The sequence below is a fragment of the Mycobacterium syngnathidarum genome, from assembly GCF_001942625.1.
Classification (GTDB): domain Bacteria; phylum Actinomycetota; class Actinomycetes; order Mycobacteriales; family Mycobacteriaceae; genus Mycobacterium; species Mycobacterium syngnathidarum.
The window spans coordinates 85,308-94,614 of record NZ_MLCL01000073.1 but is presented as its reverse complement, the minus strand read 5'-3'; the positions used below and the strand labels follow the sequence as shown (position 1 = coordinate 94,614).

At 63.1% G+C, this 9,307-nt stretch carries 13 protein-coding genes and 4 tRNA genes; 6 read left to right on the top strand and 11 right to left on the bottom strand.

The features are described from left to right. Window positions 1–166: 166 nt before the first annotated feature. Together BKG60_RS19300 and BKG60_RS19295 are read left to right on the top strand one after the other, a co-directional pair. Complete coding sequence (locus tag BKG60_RS19300) at window positions 167–1,306, top strand: tyrosine-type recombinase/integrase (RefSeq protein ID WP_075909851.1); 1,140 nt, start codon at window positions 167–169, stop codon at window positions 1,304–1,306. After that, window positions 1,303–2,268: a hypothetical protein gene (locus BKG60_RS19295; protein WP_075909850.1), complete on the top strand. Its 966-nt coding sequence runs from the start codon at window positions 1,303–1,305 to the stop codon at window positions 2,266–2,268. The genes BKG60_RS19300 and BKG60_RS19295 overlap by 4 nt, the downstream gene beginning before the upstream one ends. A gap of 482 nt (window positions 2,269–2,750) precedes the next feature. Here BKG60_RS19295 and BKG60_RS19285 read toward each other — a convergent pair whose 3' ends face one another. Continuing rightward, window positions 2,751–2,966 carry a hypothetical protein gene (locus tag BKG60_RS19285; protein ID WP_131827524.1) on the bottom strand — a complete coding sequence of 72 codons (216 nt, stop codon included), beginning with the start codon at window positions 2,964–2,966 and terminating at the stop codon, window positions 2,751–2,753. A 230-nt stretch (window positions 2,967–3,196) separates the two neighbouring features. Here BKG60_RS19285 and BKG60_RS32030 point away from each other — a divergent pair, with 230 nt between their 5' ends. The 4 genes from BKG60_RS32030 (at window position 3,197) to BKG60_RS19270 (ending at window position 4,158) form a co-directional block, all read left to right on the top strand. Continuing rightward, a complete protein-coding gene (locus tag BKG60_RS32030; RefSeq protein WP_165688715.1) occupies window positions 3,197–3,358 on the top strand; it encodes a hypothetical protein in 162 nt (53 codons plus the stop codon). 5 nt (window positions 3,359–3,363) lie between these two features. Further along, a complete protein-coding gene (locus BKG60_RS19275; protein WP_075909846.1) occupies window positions 3,364–3,600 on the top strand; it encodes a hypothetical protein in 237 nt (78 codons plus the stop codon). Window positions 3,601–3,709: 109 nt separating this feature from the next. After that, the gene (locus BKG60_RS32715) at window positions 3,710–3,838 is read left to right on the top strand and encodes a hypothetical protein (RefSeq protein ID WP_278247922.1); all 129 of its coding nucleotides are present in this window, start codon (window positions 3,710–3,712) and stop codon (window positions 3,836–3,838) included. After that, window positions 3,835–4,158: a DUF4031 domain-containing protein gene (locus BKG60_RS19270; protein WP_075909845.1), complete on the top strand. Its 324-nt coding sequence runs from the start codon at window positions 3,835–3,837 to the stop codon at window positions 4,156–4,158. Before BKG60_RS32715 ends, BKG60_RS19270 begins: the two co-directional genes overlap by 4 nt. A gap of 148 nt (window positions 4,159–4,306) precedes the next feature. Here BKG60_RS19270 and BKG60_RS19265 read toward each other — a convergent pair. From BKG60_RS19265 to BKG60_RS19220, 10 genes are all read right to left on the bottom strand, one after another. Further along, window positions 4,307–4,392, bottom strand: a tRNA-Ser gene (locus BKG60_RS19265). Window positions 4,393–4,424: 32 nt separating this feature from the next. Further along, window positions 4,425–4,498, bottom strand: a tRNA-Pro gene (locus BKG60_RS19260). A gap of 33 nt (window positions 4,499–4,531) precedes the next feature. Then, window positions 4,532–4,744, bottom strand: a complete 213-nt coding sequence (locus BKG60_RS19255; protein ID WP_075909844.1) for a hypothetical protein — start codon at window positions 4,742–4,744, stop codon at window positions 4,532–4,534. Between the two features lie 110 nt (window positions 4,745–4,854). Further along, window positions 4,855–4,931: transfer RNA gene (locus tag BKG60_RS19250), tRNA-Thr, on the bottom strand. A gap of 25 nt (window positions 4,932–4,956) precedes the next feature. After that, complete coding sequence (locus BKG60_RS19245) at window positions 4,957–5,187, bottom strand: hypothetical protein (protein ID WP_075909843.1); 231 nt, start codon at window positions 5,185–5,187, stop codon at window positions 4,957–4,959. A 188-nt stretch (window positions 5,188–5,375) separates the two neighbouring features. Beyond that, on the bottom strand, window positions 5,376–6,770 hold the full coding sequence (locus tag BKG60_RS19240; protein WP_075909842.1) for a cytochrome P450: 1,395 nt from the start codon (window positions 6,768–6,770) through the stop codon (window positions 5,376–5,378). Beyond that, window positions 6,767–7,939 carry a DUF6545 domain-containing protein gene (locus BKG60_RS19235; protein ID WP_131827523.1) on the bottom strand — a complete coding sequence of 391 codons (1,173 nt, stop codon included), beginning with the start codon at window positions 7,937–7,939 and terminating at the stop codon, window positions 6,767–6,769. Before BKG60_RS19235 ends, BKG60_RS19240 begins: the two co-directional genes overlap by 4 nt. A 41-nt stretch (window positions 7,940–7,980) precedes the next feature. After that, window positions 7,981–8,481 carry a hypothetical protein gene (locus BKG60_RS19230; RefSeq protein ID WP_083650322.1) on the bottom strand — a complete coding sequence of 167 codons (501 nt, stop codon included), beginning with the start codon at window positions 8,479–8,481 and terminating at the stop codon, window positions 7,981–7,983. 28 nt (window positions 8,482–8,509) lie between these two features. Beyond that, entirely contained in the window at window positions 8,510–8,950 is a 441-nt protein-coding gene (locus tag BKG60_RS19225) for a helix-turn-helix domain-containing protein (RefSeq protein ID WP_408632119.1), read from the bottom strand. A 262-nt stretch (window positions 8,951–9,212) separates the two neighbouring features. Next, a tRNA-His gene (locus BKG60_RS19220) sits at window positions 9,213–9,289 on the bottom strand. Window positions 9,290–9,307 lie beyond the last annotated feature (18 nt).

Sequence of the window (9,307 nt, the reverse complement as noted above, 5' to 3'; positions counted from 1 at the left end):
GCGGATGCGCTTCGATCGAGGCTGTCAGCGCCGCCAACGCGGCATTCGGTCACAGCGGGTTTTGACAGCGAAACCACCAGTTACCCTGGCTCACGAACCGTCAACCAGCGCTGAATTGCGCAGGTACGTCTGGCAACCTGTCGATCGGCGAGGTTAGGCTGCGGCCGTGTCCACACCGGCTGTCCCCGATCCCGGCCCTGTGGCCGGGCTGGACCGTGGTGTGCGCGAACGGATCCTGCGCGCTGCCTCCGGTGCCCAGTCGCCAGGAACCCGCCGAACCTACGACAGTTCCTGGAGCAGGTTCGAACGCTGGTGTGCTGCGCAAGGACATCAGGCGCTGCCTGCACACCCCGCGGTGGTGGCCGCGTACCTGGTGGATGCTGCCGACACGTTGACCTCGGACGGCCAACGTGCCTATGCGCCAACGACCTTGATCAAGTGGGTGGCGGCGATCACCGACCGACATCGCCGGAGCGGAATAGAGTTCGCGCCCACCCACCATGAGATGGTGCGGACCACCCTGGCGGGCATACGGCGCGAATATGCCGCCGCCGGGGACCGTCCCCGCAAGCCGCGGGCGCCGCTGCTCACCGATGATGTGCTGGCGATTGTCGCCGCCGCCCGCGACCAAGTCGGCAGCTGGGCCGACGCAGTAGCGGAGCGGCGCGACTCGGCGCTCCTGCTGATGGGATTCGCCGGTGCGTTTCGGCGCAGCGAGCTGGTTGACCTGCGGGGATCAGACGTCGAGTTACATCCGCTCGATGGGATCCACATCCACATCCGGCGGTCCAAAACCGATCAAGAAGGACTTGGAACCGTGCACGCACTGCCGCGTGCCGAGCTGCCTGACCGTTGCCCTCCGTGTGCGTACGCGCGGTGGGCACAGGTGGTTGCAGCCTTCGACAGGGGAGGACGCCCCGCAGTGATTGCGCTGGTCTCTGACGATGGCGGCGTGCTTAGCGAGCACCTGTGCCGAGGTCGCACTGTCCCCGGGATCGATTCGAGTCGAGCGATTTTCCGTACGGTGGGGCGCACTGCCAACCTGTCGACGGCGCCTATGTCCGGCGCCGCAGTGCATGCCGCGATCCGCCGGCGCGCTGAGCGGGCCGGATACTCCGCGGCGGCGGTGACCAGACTCGGGGCGCACAGCCTCCGTGCTGGATTCGTGACGCAGGCCTTCCGCAACGGCGCTGACGCTCACGCGATCATGCGCCAGACGCAGCACCGGAGCCCCGCGATGGTCGAGCGCTACGCCCGCGAAGAAGCTCCGCTGATCGGCAATGCTGTCACGTCCCTTGGGCTATGACGGGGGTCGGGCCGCGGGAACGCGCCGTATGGCAGCTGTTCTGCGACTGGTGCACCGCCTCGGGACGTACGCCGCTGCCTACAGATCCGTTGACACTGGCGAAGTTCGTCGCCGCCACCCCCGCGAGTCAAGCCACCCAGCGCCGCCGAGTGGGGGTGGTCAACGCAATCCACGCGCGCGCCGGGCTGCCCACGCCGGGGCGAGCCGAGGCGGTGCGACAGTTGATCTATGACCACCGCCGCGACCAGTTGCGGGAACGTGCCATTGCTGCGGCCGGAGCTATCACCAGACTGCCGGACGAAGGCTGGCCGACAGCGCTGTTCGCCAGCCGGGACGCACTTCTACTTGTTCTGGCAGCTGCGGGGTTGCCCGCGACGAGAATCGGAGCACTGCGGATCGGTGATGTGTGCAGCGACCAGTCTGGGCACCGGATCTTTGTCCGTGAACAGAACGGCGAACTGCTTTCCACCCCGGATGATCTGGTGCATCTCGGGGTCTCAGCCGTGGGCATCCATCGGAACTGGGTGCGGATCAGGAGCATTCAGCACCGCCTGTCCAATCCTCGGTTTCTGGCGGCCTTCTTTCGAGGCGAATCGGTACCTGCTACAGGGCAAGCACCGCCGTCGCTGCCGCTCGTGACCCCCATCGACAGATGGGGCACGACTCCGATTCTGGATGTTCCACTGAGCGCGCCGTCGATCGCTCACATCGTTGCCACTCATCTGGCGGGCGCGCCTGTCGCGCACCGTCCGGTTAACCGACCCACACCGACGCTGGACCCAGAAGACGAGGCACCGGAACCGCCGCAGGTTCCAGAATTGGACCCTTCGATGTTCTCGCGCGGGGTCGCCGCTCGTTACCGCGCGGCTCAGAAACTCAGCGGCGTGAGCGCCACCCTCGACGACATCGAGGCGAAGGCTGATCGGATCCTGGCTGACCTCCTGAATCTTCTCAGTGACTGACGCTGGTGCGTGGTCCTGGTGGGCTGGGGCAATGCGCGGTGGACGTGACAGCAGAGCTGCTGTCACGTCCTGTGTTCCTGCGGCTCAACCCATCCCGGGGGCGGCGTAGCGCTGAACTGTGCCGGCTCCAGCCACAGCTGCATGTTGAGTTTCGATATGCCGTTCCCGCTGGAGACGGGAACGGCGACTGCGGCCAACCAGCCGCCATCGAAATCGGCGCATCCAGGCCACCTGGCGGCCTCGCTGCCACGGTTCGATCCGGAGACCGCCGCTTCTCACCCACATCGGGACCCCCGTCAGGCGCCGACCAAGATCGGGGAACAGAGTCTGGAAGTGAACCCATACGGGTCTGTCCACTCTGTACAGCGTGGGGTAGTCGTCGGTTGTCGCCCAGCGATCCAGGTCATCGAACATGTTTTCGAACGATACTCGATGGGGTGCCGAGGTCCTATGGGTCGCCCGGTTGGGATCGCTGACCGCGCTCAGGCGATGAGCACGGCAATGTACGGCCCTGCCGGGCGAAGCTCAACCACCTTGTCCCCGGCCTCAATGGCCTCCCGCAGGGCGGAGCGAGATCGATTCAGACCGCCGAAGTGCGATGCCTCTGTATGCGCGGCATCGGCGGCCTGGTGAACGCTACAGAACGCGCCCAGCGCGTTGATGTCATCGGCGACCTGGATCTGGATTTCGTAGTTCATGCCGGCAGGGTGGCAGATGCCGCGCAGGCTGCGTGCCCGTGGCGCGGAATCCGGGAGCATGGGGCGCAGCACTCCTGTACTCGTCGGTGACGCGTTCGGATGAGCAGTCACGGCACTTTCTCGTCGCGCCGCGCTCGCTGGCGCTGCGGAAACTGAAGCAGCGTTGCCTCGCGACATCCAAACGATCCGGAGGCGCCATCGTGAGAACGGTCCATTTCGACCATCAGAGTGTGACGTACCGACTGGAGATCGACGATCACGGTGATTCCGAATCCTCGGACACCGTGACGGTCTACGGCCCCGACGACAGCGAATTGTCCGACTACGATAGCTGCGCTCACGCAGACGAGGAGTTCATCGCCGAAGCCAAGCACGAGCTCGGGGGACTGTAGCGGACATGGACATTCCTCATTCGATCATCGACCCGGCCACCGCCGATCCCGATACGTTCTGTTACGTCGTCGCACTCAAGGATGACGAGTGGGACCACTGGGACTCGCTGGATCAGGCACTGAAGTACAACGCCGCTCGCCGATTCACCGGCCGCTGGAACCTGCGCGACCTCGTCACAGGATCACCGGTCGATTGGGACTATGCCGATGACGAAGTTGTGGTTCTACAGGTACTGGCTTGACCCTGATCGCAGCTCACGCCTTCCGGCGTAGCGACACCTGAACTCCCCTGGTCCGCGTGTCGGCGCCTGCCATTAGGTGCCCGTCCGCAATGGAGCGAGACTCACCGGCATGACCATCCACACGCCATACGAGGATCGGCTGGGACAGGTGCTTGCCGCCGGCACTACGAAAGACGCGCAGGTATCGGGACCCGCAGCCGACGACTTCGCTGACATGGTGAAAGCGCCGCAGCGATGACCGTATACGTCGACGACATGAGGATGCCGGCCCGAGTCGGCCGCCTTAACGCCAGGTGGTCGCACCTCTTGGCCGATACCGACGAGGAACTGCACGCCTTCGCCGACCGGCTCGGACTGCGCCGATCCTGGCACCAGAAGCCGGGGACGGCGATTTCGCACTACGACGTGACGGACACCAAGCGGGAGTTGGCGATTCGGCTCGGTGCCGTTCCGATCAACTACATGGGAGAGCAGTCCCGCGCGCTGATCCGCCGCAAGCGGGCTGAACTCGCAGGGCACTCGACAGCTGAACCGCGGGGACAGGGAGGTCCACGATGAAATCCCCGAGTCGAATCCAATGTGACCGGGGAACCTGTGCCCAAGCGGTTCGCCGATGTACCCGGGAGACCCTGCGGGGCAATGAGCTTGGGCGCGCGTCACGCTGGGATCTAGAGCGGCAGGGAGCTGCACAGTGTGTGATGCGGAGCGGAGACGGCGGGACTCGAACCCGCGGCCGGCATCTGCCGACTACGCCGTAGCAAGGCGCTGCATTCGCCACTCTGCCACGTCTCCAAAATCGAGATTGCGCCTAGATGCAATCTGCGTCGGGATAGTGGTATTCGAACCCACGAGCGCTTCGTCCCGAACGAGGCGCGCTGCCAAACTGCGCCATATTCCGGGTGCGGCACCGGACATGCCACACCGAGCCGGGTCACTCCTCGAAGATCCGCACCCCATACCCGTCGCCGCGGGTGTCTGCGCATCCGAAGCCGGCAGCCGCGACCGCAAGCATGACGTCGGCTGGATCTTCGCCGAGCAGTGCGAGTTCAGCGGTCGCGTGTTGCTCGGCTGTAGTGCGGTCGGGATGCTCGGAGCGTCCGAAATACTCACCGCTGCGGATCTTCTGGAACTCGCATACAAACATCGCCGTTTTCCTTTTCACCGGCGAGGTCGACGGGGGGGCGACCTCGATCACGCGAGAAGGTAGGTGCGCGAGGCTTTCCCTGCGCTACGCGGCGCGGACGTGCGCAGTCCTGGAGCCCCCAACCGGAATCGAACCGGTGACCTGCTCATTACGAGTGAGCCGCTCTGGCCGACTGAGCTATGGGGGCGGGTCCGGCGAGTAAGCCGGAACGGTTACAGGCCAAGCTGGGCGCGGTGTTCGTCAAAGTGTGCGGTGGCGGCAGCATCAACTTGATCGCGATCGTTACCGCGTTCGACCCAGGCGCAGTTCTGGCACACCGCCACCCGCTCACCGGACTCCCGATCAACATGCGCATCGACAGCGACCAGTGTGTTGCCCTGCTTGTCGACGAACGCCAGGTGCCGGACATCAGGGTGGCCGTCCAGATACCCGATGCGGTCCATGGCGTCGCTCCTCGCTCGCAGGAAGGTGGGCAGGGAAGGCCAGTATCTACAAGAATCCACACGACACGGGGGTGCGACGCGGCGGGGAGTCTGCGACCGGAATCGAACCGGTGTACGCGCGGCTGCTGCGCCCCTTCACCCCACCGGAGTACTTCACCGCTGGCGGACGCCCACACCGAACCTGCCTGCTATCGACTGCGGGCGTTCACCTTTAGTCGCAGGCCTTCTGGCTTGATGGTGATTGTCTCACTGGCTGTGAGTTCGTAGCCTGGTTCCGGTTCAAGCTCGAACTGATGCAGTATGGCGGCCAGCGTCAGCATGATTTCGTGTAGTGCGAACTGGCGGCCGATGCACGCTCGGGGGCCAGTGCCGAATGGTTTGTAGATGCGTGGCGGGAGACCGCGGAGGTTTTCGGCCAGAAACCGATCGGGGTTGAATTGCGCGGCGTCTGGCCCCCACGCGGCGGTATCTCGATGCGCGGCCAGGAGCAGCACGAAGACCCAATCCCCGGCTTTGAAGTGGTATTCGCCGCCGATTGTTGTGTCATGCTTTGCCTGTCGGAAATAGCCTGGCGCTACCGGCCACAGCCGTAGTGTTTCGTCGACAACGCGACGCAGGTAGCGCATCGGTGCGATGTCGCCGAATTCGCAGTCAGGAATGTCAGAGTCGGGCCAGTAGGTGTCGATCTCGGCTCGGCATGCGGTGGCGATGTCGGGGTTGTTGGCCAGATAGTGAAGGGCGAAGCCGATCGCGTTGGCCGATGTTTCGCTGCCCGCTACGAGCAGGGTCAGGATCTGGTTGATGATGTTGGCGTCATCGAGGGTTTCTCCAGTGTCGGGGTCGGGGGTGGTGAGCATGGAGTCCAGGATGTCCGCGTCGCCGGCCGGTGCCCCGGCATTTCTCCGCTCGTCGATGAGGGTGGAGATCTGCGAGCGCAGCCACGCTTTGTCTTGCAGGTGCTGGTTTCTCTGCGCTTTGCCGAACAACTTGGTGTAGAGCGGTATTGCGTCGGTGCGTCGATTCGCATAGCGGAGCTCTCGCAGCACGGTGGTGGTGAAAGGATCATCGCTGACTTCGTCGAGACGGTTGAACGAGTGGCCGATGCCGGCGCGGCCGATGACCTCGGTGGTGAACCGGTTGCCTGCTGCGGCGATGTCAATCCACTGGCCCTGCTTGGCATTCCATGAATCGACCAGTTCTCGCACGGTTGACACCATCGTCGAGTGGTAAGCCGTCATCGCTTTCTTGCTGAATGCCGGCGTCAGGATGTTGTGCGCTTTCCGCCAGTTCGGCTCATGGCTGTAGGCGGTGAACAGACCGTCACCTGCCACCGGGCGCAGTGCGCGCAGAGAGTGTCCGACATGCTTTTCCCACGACGCTTCGTCATTGATCTCGTTGACGAGATCGGTGCGCGAGACCACGATCGCCGGGAGGTCGAAGATGCGCTGTTCGAGGATGCCGTCGTAGGCCGTGATGTCCTTTGCCAGCTTCTGGCAGGGCTTGTTCACGTCGACGGTCAGAAGGTCACCGATGATCGGCATGCGCCAGCGTGAGTGAGGAATTGCGGCGGTGTCTTGACTCATGCTCGCTCCTGGGATCGGGGCTGGGCGGTCCGGCGCTGGCGAACAGCCGCCTGAGCCTCCGGCCACCAGGTCGCCAAGCGCAGCAGCTCGGCGGTTTCTTCTTCAAGGGTGGTCGAACGTGACTGCACGATGGTTGATGTGTCCAGCGGCGTTGGATCGACACCGGAATTTTTGGCGTTGATTGCCCAGGCGAGTCGCAGGGCCTGGGCTGCCGCGTCCCGTTGTTCTTCAGGCACGGCCCATCTGCGCAGATAGTCGGCGATGTGATCATCATCGATGCCTGTGACGTAGCCGCGCAGTCGCAGGATGGCGTCACGGATCTGCACCGTGGCCTGGTGCAGATCCAGAGAAGTTTTCTGCCGTCCGGACGCACGGGATTGCAGTTCGAATGCCACCGAAGGCACCGCCTCGATCATGCTTTCCTTCAAGGGCTGCAGTCTTCGCCAGTTGCGACTGGTGGCATCCCACCCGGCGCGGGCGTTGAGGGCGAGCACAACGGGCACTGTGCCGAGCACCATGGCCAGCGTCGATTCCCAAAAGATGCAGCTGCCATGCAGTTTGAGGCGGAAGTCCACGCTGTGCAGCCAGTTCAAATTCTCGAACACGTTGAGGGCGACTGCCTCGACGCAGGTGATGATGATGGATATCGCGATCGTGTAGCCGGCGACGGCCACCAGGCGCTCGTTGCGGTGGGCATCAGGGCGGATGAGTTCCTTGTGCACCATCCTGATGAGCATCGTCGCCATGGCCACATAGATTGTGGTGTCGAAAACCCATGCTGTGACGCTGGTCCATCCGCCGAACTGCTCGAGTGTTTGACCCGCATTACGCGCCGGGGTGCCAGCAGCAATGAAGGCCGCGGCCAGCGCGGCGGCGGCGACTCGATGGTAGAAGTGCCGTCGCCGGACACCTTCAGACGACGCACCGCTGTGGTTATTCGCCCAGACCGTTACGAACCCCATGAACTCCGTACAGGCGAAGATCAGCAGCACCAGCGAGATCTGTTGAGCATCAGCAATTGTGAGCAATCCAGACTCAATCAGATAGCTATCGATCACGGGCTCACGCAACAGGTTCGCCAGCAGCAGCAGGCTCAGCGTGCGGTTCAGATACCGCTCGTAGGAACTGGATCTGAAAAACGCATACCGCACCACGACGATCACAGCCATCAGGGCAAGTAGCGGCCATGTGATTGCGGCGGGAACTGTCGTCATCGCGACCGGAAGAACACGCTGCGCATCATCGATGCTTCGTTGCTGCGCTCCATTGCCGTCAGCATGAGGATGTATGCGAACATCTCAGCGTCACGTTCCTGGTCGACCTCAAACTCCTTGCGTCCCAACACTGCGAGAACACTTTCGGGATCGAGCGTGGGAAGTAGACCACGACACACTTCGGCCCTGTGCTGACCATCTGTGGTCGGTCGGACAGCGACTCCGTGACCGAGGAGCATATGCCCGATCTCGTGACAGACAATTTGGTCGACGTGGTAGTCCGACGTCCCCGCCTCATGCAGGATCAGATCATCAGAATCCCGGCGAAGCCACAGCCCGCACGGACTATCGATCAGCGAGGCAGTGTCGGTTGGGATCAACGTGATCGGCCGACCGCGCATGTCGGCAACCCCCTGCACAAAAACGTCCCGGTCCCATGGAGAGGGGATCGGGAGCGTTCGCGCTAGGTCAAGCATGTCTTGGTTGGACAGTGTCATTGAGAACCCCCGCTACAGGTCCGCCTGGTCAGGACTCGTCATCGGCATGATCGACAGGGGGCAGTTGCTCGACGCGTCGTGCCTGGTCAACCATTATTCGAATACTCTCAAGCGACTGTGGTGTCAGTCCAGACGCACGTGCGGCGATGTCACGCACTCCGGCATCTCGGAGAGTCTGTAGCAAACGCAGCTGGGCGTCAATGTTGGGGTCCGTACCATCGTCAATCAGGTAGGACGCAGGAACGCCGAAGTATGTAGCAATCGCACGAAGGTGAGCGATCGTGGGATTGGTTTTCATCCCTGACCTAAGCTGCCACAGGTAGGCGGAGCTGATCGATACGCCGGTCTTCGCGGTGATGGCCTCAGCTGCGGCAGCATTAGAGAGCGGCGATTCGGTCGGTTTCCGCATGATCTCGAACAGCCGATTGATCTTCGCTGCCAGTTCGGAGTCTTCTGCTTGGTCAGCCACGATTCACTCCATTGCGTATTTATGAGTTCTCGGTTAACGGTGCGTCTGTGTGCTCACGTTACTGCAGCGGTGGCTTGATTGGTACTTTCAGGTCCGCATCGGTGTTTTTATCCCGAGCCAGCGCTCACCTGTGCATCGCAAGAAAACACGATTGAAATGCGAAGATGCGCCCTTGGCAGTCCGCGGGCACTGGAATTCAGATGGGCGGCATGTTTGGCCGTCCGCGCGGCCCGCGGGGCCGTTCCCGTCCGAGGGAGACGTCTGGGGCGATGCGTGGGATTCGAACCCGACTACCTCCTGGACCACAACCAGGTGCTCTGCCGATTGAGCTACCACCGCCATGACAGGCCGACATAC

Excerpts from the sequence above, each read along its gene's own strand:
- BKG60_RS19255 (WP_075909844.1), bottom strand. The coding sequence starts at position 4,744 with ATGTTTGTATGCGAGTTCCAGAAGATCCGCAGCGGTGAGTATTTCGGA.
- BKG60_RS19275 (WP_075909846.1), top strand. The coding sequence starts at position 3,364 with ATGGACATTCCTCATTCGATCATCGACCCGGCCACCGCCGATCCCGAT.
- BKG60_RS19270 (WP_075909845.1), top strand. The coding sequence starts at position 3,835 with ATGACCGTATACGTCGACGACATGAGGATGCCGGCCCGAGTCGGCCGC.
- BKG60_RS19240 (WP_075909842.1), bottom strand. The coding sequence starts at position 6,770 with ATGAGTCAAGACACCGCCGCAATTCCTCACTCACGCTGGCGCATGCCG.
- BKG60_RS19245 (WP_075909843.1), bottom strand. The coding sequence starts at position 5,187 with ATGGACCGCATCGGGTATCTGGACGGCCACCCTGATGTCCGGCACCTG.
- BKG60_RS19285 (WP_131827524.1), bottom strand. The coding sequence starts at position 2,966 with ATGAACTACGAAATCCAGATCCAGGTCGCCGATGACATCAACGCGCTG.
- BKG60_RS32715 (WP_278247922.1), top strand. The coding sequence starts at position 3,710 with ATGACCATCCACACGCCATACGAGGATCGGCTGGGACAGGTGCTTGCC.
- BKG60_RS19235 (WP_131827523.1), bottom strand. The coding sequence starts at position 7,939 with ATGGCTGTGATCGTCGTGGTGCGGTATGCGTTTTTCAGATCCAGTTCC.
- BKG60_RS19230 (WP_083650322.1), bottom strand. The coding sequence starts at position 8,481 with ATGACACTGTCCAACCAAGACATGCTTGACCTAGCGCGAACGCTCCCG.
- BKG60_RS19295 (WP_075909850.1), top strand. The coding sequence starts at position 1,303 with ATGACGGGGGTCGGGCCGCGGGAACGCGCCGTATGGCAGCTGTTCTGC.